The organism is Stenotrophomonas sp. CC22-02 (assembly GCF_004365115.1).
Lineage (GTDB): Bacteria > Pseudomonadota > Gammaproteobacteria > Xanthomonadales > Xanthomonadaceae > Stenotrophomonas > Stenotrophomonas forensis.
Genome location: NZ_SOCO01000001.1, coordinates 3,736,429 through 3,755,504 on the forward strand (window position 1 = coordinate 3,736,429; position 19,076 = coordinate 3,755,504).

General features: G+C 68.8%; 18 protein-coding genes. 11 read left to right on the plus strand and 7 right to left on the minus strand.

The window, feature by feature from the left end:
* Positions 1 to 3: 3 nt before the first annotated feature.
* From N440_RS17100 to N440_RS17115, 4 genes are all read left to right on the plus strand, one after another.
* Positions 4 to 1,338, plus strand: a complete 1,335-nt coding sequence (locus N440_RS17100) for a D-tagatose-bisphosphate aldolase, class II, non-catalytic subunit (RefSeq protein ID WP_133935836.1) — start codon at positions 4 to 6, stop codon at positions 1,336 to 1,338.
* Between the two features lie 34 nt (positions 1,339 to 1,372).
* On the plus strand, positions 1,373 to 2,149 hold the full coding sequence (locus N440_RS17105) for a DeoR family transcriptional regulator (RefSeq protein WP_049458368.1): 777 nt from the start codon (positions 1,373 to 1,375) through the stop codon (positions 2,147 to 2,149).
* On the plus strand, positions 2,146 to 3,273 hold the full coding sequence (gene nagA, locus N440_RS17110) for an N-acetylglucosamine-6-phosphate deacetylase (protein WP_133935837.1): 1,128 nt from the start codon (positions 2,146 to 2,148) through the stop codon (positions 3,271 to 3,273). The genes N440_RS17105 and nagA overlap by 4 nt, the downstream gene beginning before the upstream one ends.
* A gap of 186 nt (positions 3,274 to 3,459) precedes the next feature.
* Positions 3,460 to 5,238: an MFS transporter gene (locus N440_RS17115; protein WP_133935838.1), complete on the plus strand. Its 1,779-nt coding sequence runs from the start codon at positions 3,460 to 3,462 to the stop codon at positions 5,236 to 5,238.
* Between the two features lie 51 nt (positions 5,239 to 5,289).
* Here N440_RS17115 and N440_RS17120 read toward each other — a convergent pair whose 3' ends face one another.
* The 5 genes from N440_RS17120 to N440_RS17140 all read right to left on the minus strand — a co-directional run bounded on the left by N440_RS17120 (position 5,290) and on the right by N440_RS17140 (position 9,080).
* A complete protein-coding gene (locus N440_RS17120) occupies positions 5,290 to 5,760 on the minus strand; it encodes a hypothetical protein (RefSeq protein WP_133935839.1) in 471 nt (156 codons plus the stop codon).
* Positions 5,757 to 6,308 carry an HdeD family acid-resistance protein gene (locus N440_RS17125; protein ID WP_133935840.1) on the minus strand — a complete coding sequence of 184 codons (552 nt, stop codon included), beginning with the start codon at positions 6,306 to 6,308 and terminating at the stop codon, positions 5,757 to 5,759. Before N440_RS17125 ends, N440_RS17120 begins: the two co-directional genes overlap by 4 nt.
* 58 nt (positions 6,309 to 6,366) lie before the next feature.
* Positions 6,367 to 7,062: a ComF family protein gene (locus tag N440_RS17130; RefSeq protein WP_133935841.1), complete on the minus strand. Its 696-nt coding sequence runs from the start codon at positions 7,060 to 7,062 to the stop codon at positions 6,367 to 6,369.
* Between the two features lie 136 nt (positions 7,063 to 7,198).
* The gene (locus N440_RS17135; RefSeq protein WP_133935842.1) at positions 7,199 to 8,539 is read right to left on the minus strand and encodes a chloride channel protein; all 1,341 of its coding nucleotides are present in this window, start codon (positions 8,537 to 8,539) and stop codon (positions 7,199 to 7,201) included.
* A gap of 142 nt (positions 8,540 to 8,681) precedes the next feature.
* The gene (locus tag N440_RS17140) at positions 8,682 to 9,080 is read right to left on the minus strand and encodes a hypothetical protein (RefSeq protein ID WP_238581834.1); all 399 of its coding nucleotides are present in this window, start codon (positions 9,078 to 9,080) and stop codon (positions 8,682 to 8,684) included.
* A gap of 119 nt (positions 9,081 to 9,199) precedes the next feature.
* Here N440_RS17140 and bioB point away from each other — a divergent pair, with 119 nt between their 5' ends.
* The 5 genes from bioB (at position 9,200) to bioC (ending at position 14,038) form a co-directional block, all read left to right on the plus strand.
* Complete coding sequence (gene bioB / locus N440_RS17145; RefSeq protein WP_133935843.1) at positions 9,200 to 10,243, plus strand: biotin synthase BioB; 1,044 nt, start codon at positions 9,200 to 9,202, stop codon at positions 10,241 to 10,243.
* Between the two features lie 67 nt (positions 10,244 to 10,310).
* On the plus strand, positions 10,311 to 11,534 hold the full coding sequence (gene bioF, locus N440_RS17150; protein WP_133935844.1) for an 8-amino-7-oxononanoate synthase: 1,224 nt from the start codon (positions 10,311 to 10,313) through the stop codon (positions 11,532 to 11,534).
* A gap of 18 nt (positions 11,535 to 11,552) precedes the next feature.
* Positions 11,553 to 12,332, plus strand: a complete 780-nt coding sequence (bioH, locus tag N440_RS17155; RefSeq protein WP_133935845.1) for a pimeloyl-ACP methyl ester esterase BioH — start codon at positions 11,553 to 11,555, stop codon at positions 12,330 to 12,332.
* A 29-nt stretch (positions 12,333 to 12,361) separates the two neighbouring features.
* Entirely contained in the window at positions 12,362 to 13,141 is a 780-nt protein-coding gene (locus tag N440_RS17160; protein ID WP_133935846.1) for an SDR family oxidoreductase, read from the plus strand.
* Between the two features lie 12 nt (positions 13,142 to 13,153).
* On the plus strand, positions 13,154 to 14,038 hold the full coding sequence (gene bioC, locus N440_RS17165; protein WP_133935847.1) for a malonyl-ACP O-methyltransferase BioC: 885 nt from the start codon (positions 13,154 to 13,156) through the stop codon (positions 14,036 to 14,038).
* 122 nt (positions 14,039 to 14,160) lie between these two features.
* On the opposite strand, the gene N440_RS17170 is transcribed toward bioC, so the two are convergent.
* The gene (locus N440_RS17170; RefSeq protein ID WP_006475275.1) at positions 14,161 to 14,793 is read right to left on the minus strand and encodes a YdcF family protein; all 633 of its coding nucleotides are present in this window, start codon (positions 14,791 to 14,793) and stop codon (positions 14,161 to 14,163) included.
* Positions 14,790 to 15,752 (minus strand): pyridoxal-phosphate dependent enzyme, encoded by a 963-nt coding sequence (locus N440_RS17175; RefSeq protein WP_133935848.1) that lies wholly within the window; start codon positions 15,750 to 15,752, stop codon positions 14,790 to 14,792. The genes N440_RS17170 and N440_RS17175 overlap by 4 nt, the downstream gene beginning before the upstream one ends.
* A gap of 159 nt (positions 15,753 to 15,911) precedes the next feature.
* Here N440_RS17175 and N440_RS17180 point away from each other — a divergent pair, with 159 nt between their 5' ends.
* Positions 15,912 to 16,403 carry a hypothetical protein gene (locus N440_RS17180; RefSeq protein ID WP_040006928.1) on the plus strand — a complete coding sequence of 164 codons (492 nt, stop codon included), beginning with the start codon at positions 15,912 to 15,914 and terminating at the stop codon, positions 16,401 to 16,403.
* Between the two features lie 534 nt (positions 16,404 to 16,937).
* Entirely contained in the window at positions 16,938 to 18,827 is a 1,890-nt protein-coding gene (gene mnmG / locus N440_RS17190; RefSeq protein WP_133935849.1) for a tRNA uridine-5-carboxymethylaminomethyl(34) synthesis enzyme MnmG, read from the plus strand.
* Positions 18,828 to 19,076 lie beyond the last annotated feature (249 nt).

Genomic DNA, 19,076 nt, shown 5'->3' on the forward strand with positions numbered 1-19,076 from the left:
ACCATGTCCCCGTTGCAGACCCTGCTTGCTTCCCACCGCGCCGGTGCCAACGTCGGCCTGTACAGCGTCTGCTGCAGCAACGAGCAGGTGCTGCGCGCCGCCATGCACGTGGCGATGGCGCACGGCACCGTGCTGCTGGTCGAGGCCACCTCCAACCAGGTCGACCAGTTCGGCGGCTACACCGGCATGACCCCGCCGCAGTACCGCGATTACGTCGGCACGCTGGCAGATGAAGAAGGGTTCCCGCGCGAGCGGCTGATCCTGGGCGGTGATCATCTTGGCCCGAATGCCTGGCAGAAGCGCCCGGCCGCCGAAGCGATGACCCACGCCCGTGTGCTGATCGAGGCCTACGTCGCCGCCGGCTTCCACAAGATCCATCTGGACTGCAGCATGTCCTGTGCCGACGACCCGGTGCCGTTGCCCGATGCCATCGTCGCCGCGCGCTCGGCCGAGCTGGCGGAGATCGCCGAGCGCACCGCCGCCGAGCGTGGCCTGCCACCGCCGGTCTACGTGATCGGTACCGAAGTGCCGATTCCCGGTGGTGAAGCCTCGCTGGCCGAAGGCCTGCAGGTGACCACGCCCGCGGCCGCCGCGCAGACCCTGGCCATCCACCAGCAGGCGTTCGATACGCCGCAGCTGCGCGATGCCTGGCAGCGCGTGATCGCGATGGTGGTGCAGCCGGGCGTGGACTTCGACCACAGCAGCGTGCACGAGTACGATGCCGCCGCCGCTGGCACGCTGGCCGATTTCCTCGAACAGCAGCCGCGCATCGTGTTCGAAGCGCACTCCACCGACTACCAGCGCGAAAGCGGCCTGCACGCACTGGTGCGCGACCACTTCGCCATCCTCAAGGTCGGCCCGGCCGCCACCTTCGCCTTTCGCGAAGCGCTGTTCGCGCTGGCTGCGATCGAAGCGGAACTGCTGCCGGCCGCGCGATGCTCGCGCCTGCCGCAGGTGCTGGACGAGGTGATGGTGGCGCAGCCGAAGTACTGGCAGTCCTACTACCAGGGCGATGACGCCGCACTGCGGCTGCTGCGCAGCTACTCCTTCAGCGACCGCTGCCGCTACTACTGGGGCGAGCCGGCGCTGGTGCAGGCCGTGCAGACCCTGTTCGCCAACCTGGAACAGCACGCGCCGCCACTGGTGCTGCTCAGCCAGTACCTGCCGGAGCAGTACCGTGCCGTGCGCGAAGGCGCCCTGGCCAACACGCCCACCGCACTGGTGCAGCACCGCATCGGCCTGTGCCTGGGCGAGTACGCCCGCGCCTGCAGTGCCAACCAGGCCGGCCACCGCAAGCAGAACGAAAGTTCGGCCACCTCCGTTCTTGCGAACGGCTAATCTCTACCTTTCCTGACGACACCGAGAGATGGCCATGCGCAACACCCGCTCCCGCAGGCAACAGATCCTGCAGCTGCTGATCGAGCATGGCTCGGTGCAGGTGGCCGATCTGGTCGAGCGCTTCGGCGTGTCGGCGGTGACGATCCGTGCCGACCTGACCCATTTCGAGTCGCAGGGGCTGGCCAACCGCACCCACGGCGGCGCCACGCTGGTGCGCACGCCGCCGCAGGAACAGGACATCCACGAGAAGGACGCGCTGAACCTGCCGCTGAAGGAGTCAATCGGCGCCTGCGCCGCGCGCCTGGTGCGCCCCGGCGACAACATCATCATCGACTCCGGTTCGACCACGATGACCCTGGCCCGCCACCTGCGCACACAGCGCGACGTGACGGTGATGACCAACGGCCTGAACATCGCCTGGGAACTGGCCAATGCACCCGGCATCAACGTGCTGCTGACCGGCGGCCTGCTGCGCCAGCAGTCGCTGTCGCTGCAGGGCAGCCAGGCCGAAGCCAGCCTCAACTCGTACAGCTTCGACACCCTGTTCCTGGGCGTGGATGGCCTGGACCTGCAGTTCGGCCTGACCACCCACGACGAAGCCGAAGCCCGCCTCAACCACCGCATGGTCGAGCGCGCGCGCCGCATCGTGGTGCTGACCGATGCCTCCAAGTTCGGCCGCGTCAGCCTGCACCGCATCGCACTGCTGGATCAGATCCACACCATCATCACCGACGCCGGCATCGACGACGCCTCCCGCGAGGGACTGCAACGGCTGGGCATCGAAGTGATCATCGCCGAGCCCACCGCATGACCGACACCCGTTCCCTGCATGGCCGCATCCTCACCCCGCTGGGCTGGCGGCGCGGCCATGTCCACTTCGATTCGCACGTGCGCCAGCTGCAGGTGGACGACCACAGCGGTGCTGACGATCTGCAGCTGCCGGTGATCCTGCCCGGCTTCATCGACCTGCATGTGCATGGCGCGGCCGGCGTGGACCTGATGCAGGGCGGCGACGTGGCGCGCACCATTGCCCGCACCCATCTGCGCTTCGGCACCACCACGCTGCTGGCCACCACCATGACCGCCGGCCTGGACGAAATCGAGCATGCGCTGCAGGGTGTGGCCACCACCATGGCGGCGCCCGATGCCGAGGCGGCCTGCATCGTCGGCGTGCATCTGGAAGGGCCGTTCATCAGCCCGCAACGGCTGGGCGCGCAGCCCAACCGCACCATCGAAGCGACGCTGGCCCTGGTGCAGCAGCTGCATGCACTCGCGCCGATCCGGGTGATGACGCTGGCGCCGGAGATCGGCGAGCACACCGCGTTGATTCCCGCGCTTGCAGCGATGGGCATCCGCGTTCAGCTGGGTCACAGTGCGGGTACCTACGAGGAAGGCGTGGCCGCGCTGCAGGCCGGCGCCTCCGGCTTCACCCACCTGTTCAACGGCATGACCGGTGTCGATCACTATCGCCCGGGCATCGCAGCGGCGGCGCTGGCGCATGCGCAGTACGCCGAGATCATTCCCGACCTGCAGCACATCCACCCCGGCGTGATCCGGCTGGCCGCACGCGCGATCCCGCACCTGTATGCGGTGACCGACGCCACCGCTGCCACCGGCATGCCCGATGGCGAATACGCACTGGGCGAGCAGCGCGTGCACAAGTGCGGCGGCTGCGTGCGCCTGGCGACCGGTTCGCTGGCCGGCAGCGCGCTGACCATGGACCAGGCGCTGCGCAACCTGGTGCAGGTGGGCCTGGAGCTGGCTGACGCCTCGCAACGCGTTTCCACCTTCCCGGCCGACTACCTCGGCCTGGGCGATCGCGGCCGCATCGCGCCCGACGCCCGCGCCGACCTGGTGGTGCTGGACGCCGAGCTGCGCCTGCAGCAGGTGGTGGTCGGCGGGCACGTGGTCGATTTGAACGCTGCAAGCGCCTGACGTGCCGCCCGTCCTGACGCCTGGAACACCTGACGTACCGCCGCTCCTTGACGCCGGAAATGCCTGACGCACCGCCTTTGTAGAGTCGAGCTTGCTCGACTGCTCTGCCGCGCCCTGCGCGGTCAGTCGAGCAAGCTCGACTCTACGAAAGCAATCCGCACCGAAACGCCTCCTGGGAATATGCCGATGACTGCACCCACCGCCCCGCGCTGGCCCGTACGCTACCTGCTCTTCATCGGCGGCCTCGGCGGCCTGCTGTACGGCATCGACATCGGCATCATCGCAGGCGCCCTGCCCTATCTCGAAGCCACCGCCAGCCACGCCTGGCAACTCAGCAGCCAGCAGCTCGGTTTCGTCGTGGCGGCGGTACTGCTGGGCAGCGTGCTGTCTTCGCTGTTTGCCGGCATGGTGGCCGACCTGATCGGACGCCGCGGCGCGATGCTGCTGGCGGGCCTGCTGTTCACCGCGTCGATTCCGATCATGGCGCTGGCCTCGGGCTACACGCCGTTGCTGCTCGGCCGGCTGCTGCAGGGCATCAGTGGCGGCCTGATCGGCGTGGTGATTCCGCTGTACCTGGCCGAAGTACTCAGCCCCGAACGACGCGGGCGCGGCGCGGCCATGTTCCAGCTGCTGCTGACCATCGGCCTGGTGCTGGCGGCGCTGATCGGCCTGTACCACGCACATGCAGTCGACGCCGCCGCTGAAGCCGTGCGCTCACTGCCGGTCGCGCAGCAGGCGCAGGAACTGTTCACGGTGAAGGACCACGCCTGGCGCACCATCTTCTGGACCTGCCTGGCGCCGGGCCTGCTGTTCTGCGCCGGCATCTTCTGGCTGTCCGAGTCGCCACGCTGGCTGGTGCGCCGCGGCCGTGTGGACGACGCCCGCCGCAGCCTGCAACGCGTGCTGCCGGCCGCGCAGGTGGAGACCACGCTGGCGCAGATCCAGGCACCGGAATCGAGCAGCAGCAGCGGCAAGCGCGACCCGCTGCTCAGCCGCCGCTACGTGGTGCCGTTCCTGCTCGCCTGCGTGGTGCTGGCCTGCACCCAGGCCACCGGCATCAACTCGGTGCTGGCCTACGCGGTGAACATCCTCAATCAGGCCGGCCTGTCCGGCTCGGTGGCCAACGGCGCCGACGTGGCGATCAAGCTGCTCAATGCGGTGATGACCGTGGTCGCGCTGCTGCTGGTCGATCGCAAGGGCCGCAAGTTCCTGCTGATGTTCGGCAGCGGCGGTATCTGCGTGGCCCTGCTGGCCGCCGCGACCCTGTTCTTCCAGGCCGAACGCGGCCGTACCGACGTGCAGCCGCAGCTGCAGGCGGCGGTCAGCGGCGATGGCCTGCAGCTGGTGCTGGATGAAACGCAGTGGCAGCGCCTGGGCGCCGGCATCGACAGCGAAGGCCGGCCGCTGCAGCTGACCGTGTCGTACGCCTATGGCGATTTCACCAATGTGCGCGCCCTGCGCAGCGACAACCTGACCGACCGCGAACTGCGCATCGAGCGCACCGGCACCGTGCAGCCGGACAGCGTGATCGGCTCGTTCTTCCGCAAACTGCATCTGAACCCATTCGCCGACCCGGCCAAGGCCGCGCAGGCACCGTTGCGCATCGAGCAGGCACGCATCGGCCCGGTGCCGCCGCCGGCCCACGGCTGGGCGGTGGCCGCCTGCATCCTGGTGTTCGTCGCGTTCTTCGCGGTCGGCCCCGGCGTCTGCGTGTGGCTGGCGCTGTCGGAGCTGATGCCCAACCGCATCCGCTCCAACGGCATGAGCATCGCGCTGCTGATCAACCAGTTCGTGTCCACCACCATCGCCGCGATCTTCCTGCCCACGGTGGGCCACTACGGCTACGCCAGCATGTTCGTGTTCTGGGCGGCATGCACCTTTGTGTTCTTCCTGGTAGCCGCATTCTGGCTTCCGGAGACCAAGGGCAAGTCGCTGGAAGAGATCGAGGCCCGCTTCGCCCGGTAGCGGTCGACCTGGGTCGACCTCCGCGCGCAGCGCGGGGTGTTGGCGTGCCCGTCATTCTCCAGTGATGTGCCTGGCCAGCGCCTGGGCTTCGGCAACGCTGGACAGCCCGCTCAGCATCATCGATTCACCGAACGGTCCCTGCACGGTCGCCACCATCAGCACGCGGCCGTCCACGCTGATCGCCGCGCGCTTGCCAACCAGGGCTGCGGTGCCATCGTGGATGCGTTGGTGCGCCTCCCGCCGATAGCGGATCTGCAGGCCCGGCTGCTTGCCTTCATCCAGCACATAGCGCACATCGGCAATGTCCGCGCTGCCGGCAATCGGTGGCTCGCGCAGGGCGAGGGTCTCGCCCTGCCACTGCGCCGGCGTACCCTTGCCCGCCGCATCGACCGCACTCAGGCGTACGTCCACGCCGGGGCGTGGCACATGATCCTTGCCTTCCAACGCATCGGGCATGGCACCCGGCGCGCATCCGCTCAGCACCAGCGCCGCCCCCAGCAGAAGCGGAAGCACAGCCCTCACTTCAGCTTCCGCAGCTTGAACGCCACCAGCACCTGCAACAGGCCGTAGAGCAGGCTGCCGATGCCGATCCACAGCGTGGTCACCGCCACGCCCGCGTACGGGTTGGCCGCAAACAGCAGGCCCAGCACCACCGCCAGCACACCGCTGAGTATCAACAACCACTCGCCCTGGATCTGCTTGCGCACCCGGATCGCGAACACAATGCGATAGATGCCGGCCACCAGCAGCCACGCCGCCAGGAACAGCACCAGCACGCTGGCGGTGGCCAGCGGATTGATCACCGCCAGGATGCCGAAGCCCAGCGAAGCGATGGCATACAGCGCCAGCCAGCCACGGGAAGCACCACTGCCACCGCTGATCAGTGCGAACAGGCTGATGACGCCCTCAACGATGGCGACTATGCCCAGCGTCCACGCCAGTGCCATCGCCGCCGACAGCGGCCAGCCGATGGCGACAATGCCGAAGCCCAGCGCGACCAGCCCATACAACAGCAGGATCCACCAGCTACGGCCGACCGCCGACAACAAGGGAGACAAGGGGGAATTCATGGCCACTCCTTCGATCCGGAACCTGGCTCATCCTAGCCCCTGTCGATGAAGGGAGCGATCACGGCACCCGCGCGCATACCCACGCACGCACTTCTTCCGCACCCACGCAGCGCAGCGTTTCGGCGATCTCCATCAACGTGCTGCCGGTGGTCATAACGTCATCGACCACGGTCAGCCGCGAAGGCACCTGCCCGCGCACATCGAACGCATCGAACAGGTTTTCCCTGCGCTGTTCGGCACTGCGTTCGGATTGCGGCGCGGTGTGGCGGCGCCGGTATACGCCATTCCAGACCGGCATCGACAGCAGCCGGCACAGTTCGGCCGCCTGGTTGTAGCCACGCTGGCGCAGGCGACGGTTGTGCAGCGGCACCGGTACCAATGGCAGGCACGACCAGGGTGGGGGCGTGCGTTGCATCAGCTGTGCGAGCAGCCGACCTGCCGCCAGATCCTGATGGAACTTGTAACGCACCAGCAGCTGGTCGACCGGTGGCAGGTACAACAGGCTGGCATGGGTTGCCGCCTGCGGCGGTGCTTCTTCGCGGCAGCTGCCGCAGACGATCAGCGCGGTGTCGGGCAGCGGCAATGCGCAGCGCAGGCATGCGCGGCCGGACCACGGTAGTTCCGCGAAACAGGCGGCGCAGAGGTCCAGGCCATCGTGCCCGGGATCGTTGCAGACCAGGCAGCGCAGCGGCAGCAGTATGCGCAGCAACGCATGGGAGGCGGCACCGGCCGCATGCAGGAGGTGGATGGGCATGCCCCATGCTTTCTCTACCAGCGCTAGCGCCGCCATCGGTGAACCGCCTGCCACCGCGTCGGCGCTGTCCGCCACTGCGCATCAGCATGCGGAATCACGCAGCGGAACGCAGCACGTCCTCACGCGCCGCTTCCCGCTATCGCGTGTGTTCGCGGTTCGCAGGATCGGGCGGTGCAGCAATCGCGGGCATCAACAGCTCTGCCAGCCCACGATAGATCGGCACCCGGCACACCAGCCCGGACACACCGCGGGCGATCAGCACCGTGGCCAGGATCGGCAACAGCAGATCACCGCTGTCGGTCAGCTCCAGCGAGATCACGGCCGAGGTCAGCGGTGCCTGGGTGACACCGGTCAGGTAGGCGCACATGCCCAGCAGCACGAACGCGCGCGGGTCCACGCCCGGCATCAGCACCGCCAGGTTGTGGCCCAGCCCGGCACCGACCGCCAGCGCCGGCGAGAACAGGCCACCGGGGATGCCCGCCACATAGGACGCCAGATTGGCCAGCAGCTTCATCAGCCCGAATTCGTGGCCTACCAGCGCCTGGCCCTGCACCAGGCTGCGCGCCTGCTCATATCCGGTACCGAATGCGCCTTCACCGAAGACCAGCGCCAGCAGCACCACCACCAGGCCGCATCCAGCGGCCAGCAGCACCGGATGCCGTTGCCGCAGTTGACCCAGCCAACGTGGACGCCCCGCCGCACTGGCCAGCACCGCACGCGCGAACACTCCGCCCAGCAACCCGGCCACCACGCCACACAGCAGGATCGCCAGCCAGCCCTGGCCCAGCGGCAGCCGCGCACTTACATGGCCGAAGTAGGTGTAGTTGCCCAGCAGGCCCAGCGACACCACGCCGCCGACAATCACGGCGGTCAGCAGCGTGCCGGAGAAGCGATGCTCGAAACGGCCACTGAGCTCTTCGATGGCAAAGACGATGCCGGCCAGCGGTGTGTTGAAGGCGGCGGCGATGCCGGCGGCGCCACCGGCCAGCAGGAAGTGCGAGAGCTCGCGCGGGTCCTTGAAGCCGAACCAGCGGCCGAACAGGTACATCAGGCTGGCGCCCACATGCACGGTCGGGCCTTCGCGCCCCACTGACGCACCGCCCAGCAGCGACAGCGAGGTCAGCAGCAGCTTGCCCGCCGACACGGCGGGCGAAAGGTTGGCGTCCCGGAACGATGCATCCGGCTTGTCCAGCGCAGCGATGACCTGCGGAATGCCGCTGCCGCGCGTGGGCTTCAGCACGCCACTGGTCAGCCAGGCCAGCAACGCGAAGATCCCCGGCGTGAGCAGCAGGGCCCACCACGGCGAGTGCGAGGTGATGCGCTGGAACAGGTGGAAGGCCGCATCACTGGCCTTGGCGAACAGGATCGCCACCAGCGCTACGGCCACGGCACCGCCCCACAGCGCAGCGCGGCGGCGCCAGGCCTCGCTCAGGACCAGCGCAGTGATACGGCCGCGGAGGCGGTAAAGATCAATCATGCAGGGCAGTCTGGACGCTGCGAACGCTGGCGGACAGCGGCTACTGTGGCTGAAGGCCTTGCAGGATGCGGTGAAATGCACTGGTACTGCGGGGAAGCGCACCCGAAGCCCGGACAGATGCAACGATCTGCAACGCCGATGTTCAGATCGCCAAACGATGGAGAACGTGGGTCAGCTCCAGCTGGGAACAGCCCCGGTCCGGCAGTACCCCGTCCTCGCCGGGCGCACCCACCTCGAATCCCTCCTCGACATCCTCGTAGTACAGCAACCCGTCAGGCAGTTGTGCGACCACCCACACCGACTCGATGGTGCCCAGCCTGTGCAGTGGCATTGCACGCAATGGCACTCGTAGCGTTTCGAAGATGGCTCGGTGCCCCGGTGAGCAGTCCTGCAATTGCCGCGCGATCAGGGCTTCCAGCTCTTCGCGGGTGATCGGCAGCCAGCTGTCGAGAGAGTCCATTGCAACGCGGCCCGATTGAATGTGCACGCCTGAGTGTATCGCCGGCGCAGCGCGCACCGCCTCCTTCCGGATCAGTTTCAACGCGTGTCCCGGCCGCGCGTACCGGCCACTGTAAACCATATTGAATACATTCCGGTTGACAGCCCCGGCGCACCCACCCACACTGCCGCCCTCGCTCCATCCGTACCCAAGGTCCCGCCATGGCTGCTGCCATCCGCCACGACTGGCAACACGACGAACTGCAGGCGCTGTTCGATCTGCCGTTCCCCGAGCTTCTGTTCCGCGCCGCAGCGGTCCACCGCGAGCATTTCGACCCGTCGCAGGTACAGGTCTCCACGCTGCTGTCGGTGAAGACCGGCGGTTGCCCGGAGGACTGCGCGTACTGCCCGCAGGCGCAGCGCTACACCACCGGGGTGAACGCGCAGAAGCTGATGGACACCGACGCGGTGCTGGCCAAGGCGCGCCAGGCCAAGGCCGCCGGTGCGTCGCGTTTCTGCATGGGCGCCGCATGGCGTTCGCCGAAGGACCGCGACATCCCGAAGGTGGCGGCGATGATCGCCGGGGTGAAGGCATTGGGCCTGGAGACCTGCGCCACGCTGGGCATGCTCAGTGGCGAACAGGCGCGTGCGCTGAAGGATGCCGGCCTGGACTACTACAACCACAACCTCGATACCGCGCCGGACTACTACGATTCGATCATCCACACGCGCCAGTACCAGGACCGCCTGGATACGCTGGAGCACGTGCGCGACGCCGGCCTGAAAACCTGCTGCGGTGGCATCGTCGGCATGGGCGAGACGCGCGCGCAGCGGGTCGGCCTGCTGCTGGCGCTGGCCACGCTGCCGGCCCATCCCGATTCGGTGCCGATCAACAAGCTGGTGCAGGTGGCGGGTACGCCGCTGCACGGCAGTGCCGAGCTGGACCCGTTCGAGTTCGTGCGCATGATCGCCGTGGCGCGCATCGCCATGCCGCGCTCGATGGTGCGGCTGTCGGCCGGGCGTGAGGCCATGAGCGACGAACTGCAGGCGCTGTGCTTCATTGCCGGTGCCAATTCGATCTTCTACGGCGACAAGCTGCTGACCACCGGCAACCCGGAAAGCGAGCGCGACCTGGCCCTGTTCGCGCGGCTGGGGCTGCAGCCGATGGCGGTGCAGGTGGATGCCGAGAGCCACGACCACGGCGGCACCGTGCACGCCGACATCAGCGCCGATGCGCTCGGCTGCGGCTGCGCTCACGCGGCCTGAGACGGGATGCAGGCAGGCGTCGCGGCAACGCGCTACCCTAGCCGCCCCGTCGCCGCATTCAGCCGCCATGGCCCGCCCCGACCTGACCGCTCGCCTTCATGCCCAGCGCGCCCTGCGCGATGCCCAGGGGCGTCGCCGCCCGCGACGCACGGTCAGCCGTCGTGATGGCGTGCGCCTGGAGGTGGACGGCCAGTGGCTGACCGGCTTCTGCAGCAACGATTACCTGGGCCTCGCCCAGCAGTTCAGCGTGGTCAATGCGTTGCAGGACGCGGCCGCACGCGAAGGCGCCGGTGCCGGTGCCTCGCACCTGGTCTGCGGCCACCACGCGATGCACGACGCACTGGAACGCGAGGTGGCCGAGTGGCTGGGCTACCCGCGTGCGCTGCTGTTCGGCAGTGGCTTCGCCGCCAACCTGGCGGTGCAGCAGGCGTTGTTGAGCGAAGAGAACGATGTCTGCGTGCAGGACAAGCTCAACCATGCCAGCCTGCTGGATGCGACCCGGCTTGCCGGCGCGCGCCTGCGCCGCTATCCGCATCTGGATGCGGAAGGTGCGATGCGTCAGCTCAAGCACGCACCTGATGGCGCGGCGATGCTGGCCACCGATGGTGTCTTCAGCATGGATGGCGACATCGCCCCATTGCGTGCACTGTCGCTGGTGGCACGACTGCAGCAGGCGCTGTTCTACGTCGATGACGCGCACGGCGTAGGCGTGGTCGGTGATGGCCGTGGCGCGGTCGCGGCGGCCGGACTGGGCGTGGATGATGTGCCGCTGCAGCTGGTCACGCTGGGCAAGGCGCTGGGTGGTTCCGGCGCCCTGGTGCTGGGCCGCGACGACCTGATCGAGCATCTGGCCGAAACCGCACGCCCCTATATCTACACCACCGCCGTACCACCGGCGATGGCGGCGGCGGCACTGGAAGCGGTGCGCCTGGCGCGCCGCGACCACTGGCGCCGCTCCAAACTGGCTGATCTGATCGCGCTGTTCCGCAGCGAAGCGCGTCGCCACGGACTGGACCTGATGGCCTCGGAGACCCCGATCCAACCGTTGCTGTGTGGCGACGACCACTCGGCCGTGGCGATGTCGCGGGCGCTGGAACAGGCCGGCTGGCTGGTCGGCGCGATCCGACCGCCGACGGTACCGGAAGGCAAGGCGCGGCTGCGCGTCACCCTGTCCGCGCTGCACTCGCCGGACCAGGTGCGCGGCCTGGTCGACGCCATCGCCAGCGCGCGCGACCACGTGGCCCTGGCCGCACGTGAGAGCGCCCCGCCACCGCTGCCCGCCTTTGCCTGAGCCTGCTGCCGTTTTCCCATGCATATTGAAGTGACCGGCCGTGGGCTGGACCTGGTTCTGATCCATGGCTGGGCCCTGCAGGGCGGTGTGTTCGCACCGCTGGTGCAGCGCCTGGCGGACCGGTTCACCCTGCATCGGGTCGATCTGCCCGGCCACGGCCATAGCCGCAACGACACCACGCCGCTGCGCCTGCCGTTCGTGGTCAACGCCATTGCCGCGGCCACGCCGCCGGCGGTGTGGTGCGGCTGGTCGCTGGGCGGGCTGTTCGCACTGCATGCGGCGGCGACGCTGCCCAAGGTGCGCGGGCTGGCGATGATCGCGGCCACGCCGCGTTTCGTGCGTGGCGAGGACTGGCCGCATGCGGTGGAACCGGCGGTGTTCGAGCAGTTCGGGCGTGAGCTGGCCACCGACTTCGGCGGCACCCTGGAACGCTTCCTGGCACTGGACGTGATGGGCTCGGCGCACGCCCGCGAGGAGCTGCGCACGCTGCGCCAGCGCCTGGTCGAGCGCGGTGCGCCCACCGAACGTGCGCTGCTGGAAGGCCTGCGCCTGCTGGAAAACACCGACCTGCGCGGCGCTCTTCCGGCCCTGGGTAAACCCAGCCTGTGGATCGCCGGCCAGCGCGACCGCCTGGTGTCGCCGGCTGCGATGCAGGCCGCTGCGGCGCTGGCCCCGCAGAGTCAGGCATTGACCGTCGCCCACGGCGGCCATGCGCCGTTCCTCGGCCATGCCGACGAGGTCGCCGCCGCCCTGCAACACTTCGTTGCCGGCCTGTCACCGGCCGATGGCGGACAATGAGCGCCTTCCGAACTGCGCAGGACTGACGCATGGATCTGGGTATCAACGGCCGCTGGGCACTGGTCTGCGGCGCAAGCAAGGGGCTGGGCCTGGGCTGTGCGCGGGCGCTGGCAAGCGAGGGCGTCAACGTGGTGATCGTGGCCCGGGGCGAAGCCGCCCTGCAGGCCGCCGCTGAAGAGCTGCGTGCCCTGCCCGGCGCCGCTGAAGTCCACGTGGTCGCCGCCGATGTCACCACCGAGGCCGGTCGCGCTGCGGCGCTTGCGGCGTGCCCGCAGGTGGACATCCTGGTCACCAATGCCGGTGGCCCGCCGCCCGGTGATTTCCGCAGCTTCGAGCGCGATGACTGGATCGCCGCGCTGGACGCCAACATGCTGGCGCCGATCGCCCTGATCCGCGCCACCGTGGACGCGATGATCGATCGCGGCTTCGGCCGCATCGTCAACATCACCTCCTCGGCGGTGAAGGCCCCGATCGACATCCTGGCGCTGTCCAACGGCGCGCGCAGTGGCCTGACCGGCTTCGTCGCCGGCCTGTCGCGCCGCACCGTGGCCCACAACGTCACCATCAACAACCTGCTGCCCGGCCAGTTCGATACCGACCGCCTGCGCGCCAACTTCGCCCACAGTGCGGGCAAGGACGGCGACGCCGGCGAAGTGGCCGAGCGCCGCCGCCAGCAGATTCCCGCCGGCCGCTTCGGCACGCCGGACGAATTCGGCGCCGCCTGCGCCTTCCTGTGCAGTGCACAGGCCGGCTACTTCACCGGGCAGAACCTGCTGATCGACGGCGGCGCCTACCCCGGTACGTTCTAAGAGACTTTCGCAATGCCGTCCCACTTCGATGCCCGCCACGTCCGCCGCGCGTTCGCCCGCGCCGCCAACAGCTACGACGCCGCCGCCGCCCTGCAGCGCGAGGTGCAGTCGCGGCTGATCGAGTCGCTGGACTACCTGGAGGCACGCAAGCCCGAGGTGGTGCTGGACATCGGCGCCGGTACCGGCCACGCCAGTGCACTGATGAAGAAGCGCTGGCCGAAGGCGCAGGTGATCGCGCTGGACGTGGCACTCCCGATGCTGGACCAGGCCAAGCGCCAGGCCGGCTGGTGGAAGCCGTTCCAGCGCCTGTGCGGCGATGCGGCCGCGCTGCCGCTGGCCGACAACAGCGTGGACGTGATCTTCAGCAACCTGTGCCTGCAGTGGGTGGACGACCTGCCGGCGGTGTTCGCCGGGTTCCGCCGCGTGCTCAAGCCCGGCGGCCTGCTGTTGTGCTCGACCTTCGGCCCGGACACGCTGGTCGAACTCAATGAAGCCTTCGCCGCCGCCGACGATCGCCCGCACGTCAGCCGCTTCGCGCAGATTGCCCAGTTCGGCGACGCGCTGATGATGGCCGGCTTCCGCGACCCGGTGCTGGACCGCGACCTGTTCACCCTGACCTACGACGATCTGCCCTCGCTGATGCGCGAGCTGCGCGCGATGGGTGCCACCAACGCGCGGACGGACCGCCGCCACACGCTGACCGGGCGTGGCCGCTTCGCGGCGGCCGCCGCCGCATACGAACCGATGCGCCGCGCCGACGGCAAGCTGCCTAGCAGCTGGGAAGTGATCTACGCCCACGCCTGGGCGCCGGACCCGGGTGCCCCGATCCGCGAAGGCGGGCATGACGTGGCCTCGGTACCGGTGTCGGCGATTCCGATCCGGCGCAAGCAGACCTGATCGAACGACCGCGAATCTGCTTTTTGGCAGGTGCCAACCTTGGTTGGCACAACCCATCAGATCGCGGTGCCGCCGGCCGTGTGCCAACCAAGGTTGGCACCCACCAGAAGCAGGCTTCCGCTTCAGGTATTGGCCGGTGAACTCAGCGGCGGGCGCACCAGGTCGCGGTGGAAGAAATAGATCTCCTGCACCAGGAAACGCCAGCTGGTATGGAAACTGCGGAAGCGCGTGCTGGGCGTGGACGAGGCCAGTGCATCGATACCCAGCGCCTTGCTCAGCCGCAGCGCGCGCGCCATGTGCAGCGGGTCACTGACGATGATCACCCGGTGCAGGTTGCGCTGATCCATCAACCGCTTGGCTTCGACCAGGTTCTGCACGGTGTTGCGCGAGGCGGTCTCGATCAGGATCGCGTCGTCCGGCACGCCATGCTTGAGCGCATAACGCCGCGCCACCTGCGATTCGGAAAAGCGCGCGCCGGTGCCGCCATAGCCACCAGTGAAGATCAGCAGTGGCGCGTACTGGGCCTCATAGAGATCCAGGCCATGGCGGATGCGTTCTTCGAACACCGGCGACGGCTTGGCGTCATAGGCCGCTGCACCGAGCACGATGATGGCATCGGCCTTGGCCGCCTGGTCACGCTCGCCCACCCAGACGATCCACGCGGTCACACCCAGCAGCCAGATCACCAGCACCACGAACAGCCGCCACAACCAGCCCAGCAGGCCGGTGCGATGCCGCTGCCGGTCACGGCTCAAGGCGTCCCCCAACGCAGCGCTGGCAGGTCGACATTGCCGCCGGACAACACCAGGCCCACGCGCAGCCCGGCAAAACGCTGCGGCTGCGCCAGCACCGCGGCCAGCACGGTCGCCGAGGAAGGCTCGACCACCTGCTTGAGTACCTCCCACAGCAGGCGCATCGCCGCCAGCGTCGCCGCGTCATCGACCACGATCACCTCCGCACCCGCCGCGCGCAGCAGCTCGAAGTTGGGCGCACCGATCAGGGTGCGCAGGCCATCGCAGATCGTGTCCGGGGTGAACGCGCCCTGGCGCGCGCCGGCGGCCAGCGAGCGTGCGGTGTCATCGGCGCCGGCCGGTTCGGCCAGCACCAGCCGGGCCTGCGGGCTGGCATGCTGCAGCGCCAGCGCGGTACCGCTGGCCAGGCCACCGCCGCCCACCGGCACCACCAGCACATCGAACGGGCCGTCGCTGTGCAGCAGTTCCAACGCCGCAGTGCCCTGTCCGGCCATCACCGCCGGGTCCGCATACGGATGAACCAGTGTCGCGCCGGTATCGGCCTGCACCTTGGCGCAGGTGGCCTCACGGTCGGCGATGGTCGGCGGGCAGCGCCAGAGCGTGGCGCCGTGCCGGGCAATGTTGGCCAGCTTGGCCGCCACCGCACCTTCGGGCACCACCACGTGGCAGGGAATGCCACGGGTACGCGCGGCCAGGGCCAGCGCGGCGCCATGATTGCCGGAGGAATGCGTGACCACGCCGGCACTGGCGCGATCAGCATCGAGCGACCACACCGCGTTGCAGGCGCCGCGGAACTTGAATGCGCCGCCGCGCTGCAGGTGTTCGGCCTTGAACGCCAGCTGCGCCCCGGCCATCGCGTCAAGCGTGTGCGAGCGCAGGACCGGGGTCACGCTGGCATGCGGGGCGATCCTCGCGGCAGCAAGCAGGACGTCTTCGGCGCTGGGCAACAGTGAATCGCTCATGACGCAAGATTAACGTATGCCCCCGCGCTGGCGACCGGGGCACACGTCATGCCAGCATGCAGCCCTTCACCTCCATTCATCCTGGCCAGCGGAATTAAGGGCCGATTCAATGCCCGCGCACGAAGCTGACTGCACACCCGTCCTCTGGGGGGACCCACCATGAAAATGCGCTTGATGCTTGCCGGTGGCCTGATGCTGGCCCTGACCGGCTGCGCCACCTACGACTACGTCGGCGGTGGCCGGGGCGGCGGCTACTACCACGGTGCGCCGTCGGTGGAGTACCGCTACCCGGCCGGCTATCCCTACAACTATGGTTACCCGTATTACGGCGGCTATGGCGGCTATTACGGCGGCTATGGCAATCCGTACTACTCGCGCCCGATCTACCGGCCGCCGCACAACCATCGGCCGCCGCCGCGCCCGCCTGGCAACGGTGGCGAGAACCGCCCGCCGCCGCCGTCGCGTCCGTCGTACAACGGTGGCTCGCCGTGGCGGAACATGGACTCGATGCGTCGCCCGCCGCAGTCCAGCGTGCAGCCGTCGGCGCCCGCGCCTCAGGCCCGGCCAGCCCCGGCGCCGAGCGCGCCGAGGATGAACGGCTCCCCTTGGCGCAACATGGATCGTGCGACGCAGCGCACACTTGAGCGCTGAACCATCTTGCATTTCACACGGTCCAAGCCGCACTCTACGCGAGCAGTGACGGCCCGCGTCACAATGTGACAAAAACGACACGGGCCGCCGCAAAAAGCTCTACGTCGATATCCGACAGGAACATCTGGATCCCCCCTGTTCCGGCCCTGTCGGATGTCGGCACCTCTGAAGGCAGACGGCCCCGCAATGCGGGGCCGTCTGTTTTGGGGAGGGGAGGCATCCGTAGATCCACGCCATGCGTGGATGGAGCTTTCCCGGTAACCCCCTAAAAAAACAGGGCCGGACAGTCCCCCGACTGCCGGCCCCCTGCTTCCCCACCGTGCGCCTGTACCGGCCCCTGTTCCAATTCCGGTCACCGGCGCCTGCGGCGCCAGCCACGGTGGGTGCTATTGGGTTATCTGCAAAAATCCTGCCAACTTTAGGGCTGATTTCGATGCCGGCCGGCGGGCGCCGGCGCCGCGGCCCCGAATGGCGCTAAAATCGCCACCCCGGCGGCGCCCCGGCCGCGCCCGCCCCCAGCTGAACAGCCCCCCCATGAACCCGTCCTTCCATCGTTACGACGTCATCGTCATCGGCGGTGGTCACGCCGGCACCGAAGCCGCGCTGGCCGCGGCCCGTACCGGCGTGCGCACCCTGCTGCTGACCCACAACATCGAAACGGTGGGTGCGATGAGCTGCAACCCGGCCATCGGCGGCATCGGCAAGGGCCACCTGGTCAAGGAAATCGACGCCCTCGGTGGCGCGATGGCGCATGCCGCCGACCGCGCCGGCATCCAGTGGCGCACGCTCAACGCCTCCAAGGGCCCGGCCGTGCGCGCCACCCGCTGCCAGGCCGACCGCAACCTGTACCGCATGGCGATCCGCGCCATCGTCGAAGGCCAGGCCAACCTGACCGTGTTCCAGGCCGCCGTCGATGACCTGGTCATCGAAGGCGACGCCGTGCGCGGGGTCATCACCCAGACCGGCCTGCGCTTCGACGCCGAGGCCGTGGTGCTGACCGCCGGCACCTTCCTGGCCGGCAAGATCCATGTCGGCCCGACCCAGTACGCCGCCGGCCGCATGGGCGACCCGCCGGCCACCACGCTGGCCGCGCGCCTGCGCGAGCGCCCGTTCCAGGTGGACCGCCTGAAGACCGGCACGCCGCCGCGCATCGACGGCCGCTCGCTGGACTACAGCGTGATGGACGAACAGCCCGGTGACACGCCGCGGCCGGTGATGTCCTTCCTCGGCTCGGTGAACGAGCATCCGCAGCAGGTCAGCTGCTGGATCACCCACACCACCGAACAGACCCACCAGATCATCCGCGATGCGCTGCACCGCTCACCGCTGTACAGCGGCCAGATCGAAGGCATCGGCCCGCGTTACTGCCCGTCCATCGAGGACAAGGTGGTGCGCTTTGCCGAGAAGGCCAGCCACCAGATCTTCGTCGAGCCCGAAGGCCTGGGCATCGTCGAGATCTACCCCAACGGCATCTCCACCTCGCTGCCGTTCGACGTGCAGCTGGAAATGGTGCGCAGCATCCGTGGCTTCCAGAACGCGCATATCACCCGCCCTGGCTACGCGATCGAGTACGACTTCTTCGATCCGCGCGGCCTGAAGGCCTCGCTGGAAACCAAGCTGGTCAACGGCCTGTTCTTCGCCGGCCAGATCAACGGCACCACCGGCTATGAAGAAGCCGCCGCGCAGGGCCTGCTGGCCGGCCTGAACGCCGCACGCCAGGTGCGCGGGCTGGACGGCTGGTGCCCGCGTCGCGACGAGGCCTACCTGGGTGTACTGGTGGATGACCTGATCACCCACGGCACCAACGAGCCGTACCGCATGTTCACCAGCCGCGCCGAGTACCGCCTGCAGCTGCGCGAGGACAACGCCGACCAGCGCCTGACCCCGGCCGGCCGCGAAATGGGCCTGGTCGATGACCGCCGCTGGAGCGCGTTCGAGACCAAGCAGGCCGCGGTTGCCGCCGAGCGCGCACGCCTGGGCGCGCTGTGGGCGACCCCGGCCAATGCGCTGGGCCGCGAAGTGCAGGAAACGCTCGGCGTGGCGGTCAGCCGCGAAACCAACGTGCTGGACCTGATCAAGCGCCCGGAGCTGGACTACGCGCAGCTGATGCAGGTGCCGTCGCTGGGCCCGGCCGTGGCCGACGGCAAGGTGGCCGAGCAGGTGGAGATCGGGGTGAAGTACGCCGGCTACCTGGACCGCCAGCGCGAGGAGATCGAGCGCCAGCAGCGGCATGAAGCCACGCCGATTGCCGAAGCCTTCGACTACGCCACGGTGCGCGGGCTGTCGGCCGAAGCGCTGCAGAAGCTGGAGCGTGTGCGCCCGCAGACCATCGGCCAGGCGCAGCGCATCCCGGGCATGACCCCGGCGGCGATCTCGCTGCTGCTGGTGCACCTGGAGCGCGCCCGCCGCGGCCGCGTGGCGTAGGCAGCACCGTCGCTTCTGGTGGGTGCCGACCTTGCTCGGCGCATGACTCTGCCCTGGTGGGTGCCGACCTTGGTCGGCGCATGACTCTGACCTGGTGGGTGCCGACCTTGGTCGGCACGAGTCATCCGATCGCGATGCTGCATGCATTTGTGCCGACCAAGGTCGGCACCTACCAAGGCCTCCCGCCCCGGTAGATCCACGCCATGCGTGGATGAAGGCCTTTGTGCCGACCAAGGTCGGCACCCAACG

Bases quoted from the DNA above. Each gene is read 5' to 3' on its own strand.
- N440_RS17100 (WP_133935836.1), top strand. From the start codon at position 4: ATGTCCCCGTTGCAGACCCTGCTTGCTTCCCACCGCGCCGGTGCCAAC.
- N440_RS17105 (WP_049458368.1), top strand. From the start codon at position 1,373: ATGCGCAACACCCGCTCCCGCAGGCAACAGATCCTGCAGCTGCTGATC.
- nagA (WP_133935837.1), top strand. From the start codon at position 2,146: ATGACCGACACCCGTTCCCTGCATGGCCGCATCCTCACCCCGCTGGGC.
- N440_RS17115 (WP_133935838.1), top strand. From the start codon at position 3,460: ATGACTGCACCCACCGCCCCGCGCTGGCCCGTACGCTACCTGCTCTTC.
- N440_RS17125 (WP_133935840.1), bottom strand. From the start codon at position 6,308: ATGAATTCCCCCTTGTCTCCCTTGTTGTCGGCGGTCGGCCGTAGCTGG.
- N440_RS17130 (WP_133935841.1), bottom strand. From the start codon at position 7,062: ATGCCCATCCACCTCCTGCATGCGGCCGGTGCCGCCTCCCATGCGTTG.
- N440_RS17135 (WP_133935842.1), bottom strand. From the start codon at position 8,539: ATGATTGATCTTTACCGCCTCCGCGGCCGTATCACTGCGCTGGTCCTG.
- bioB (WP_133935843.1), top strand. From the start codon at position 9,200: ATGGCTGCTGCCATCCGCCACGACTGGCAACACGACGAACTGCAGGCG.
- bioF (WP_133935844.1), top strand. From the start codon at position 10,311: ATGGCCCGCCCCGACCTGACCGCTCGCCTTCATGCCCAGCGCGCCCTG.
- bioH (WP_133935845.1), top strand. From the start codon at position 11,553: ATGCATATTGAAGTGACCGGCCGTGGGCTGGACCTGGTTCTGATCCAT.
- N440_RS17160 (WP_133935846.1), top strand. From the start codon at position 12,362: ATGGATCTGGGTATCAACGGCCGCTGGGCACTGGTCTGCGGCGCAAGC.
- bioC (WP_133935847.1), top strand. From the start codon at position 13,154: ATGCCGTCCCACTTCGATGCCCGCCACGTCCGCCGCGCGTTCGCCCGC.
- N440_RS17175 (WP_133935848.1), bottom strand. From the start codon at position 15,752: ATGAGCGATTCACTGTTGCCCAGCGCCGAAGACGTCCTGCTTGCTGCC.
- N440_RS17180 (WP_040006928.1), top strand. From the start codon at position 15,912: ATGAAAATGCGCTTGATGCTTGCCGGTGGCCTGATGCTGGCCCTGACC.
- mnmG (WP_133935849.1), top strand. From the start codon at position 16,938: ATGAACCCGTCCTTCCATCGTTACGACGTCATCGTCATCGGCGGTGGT.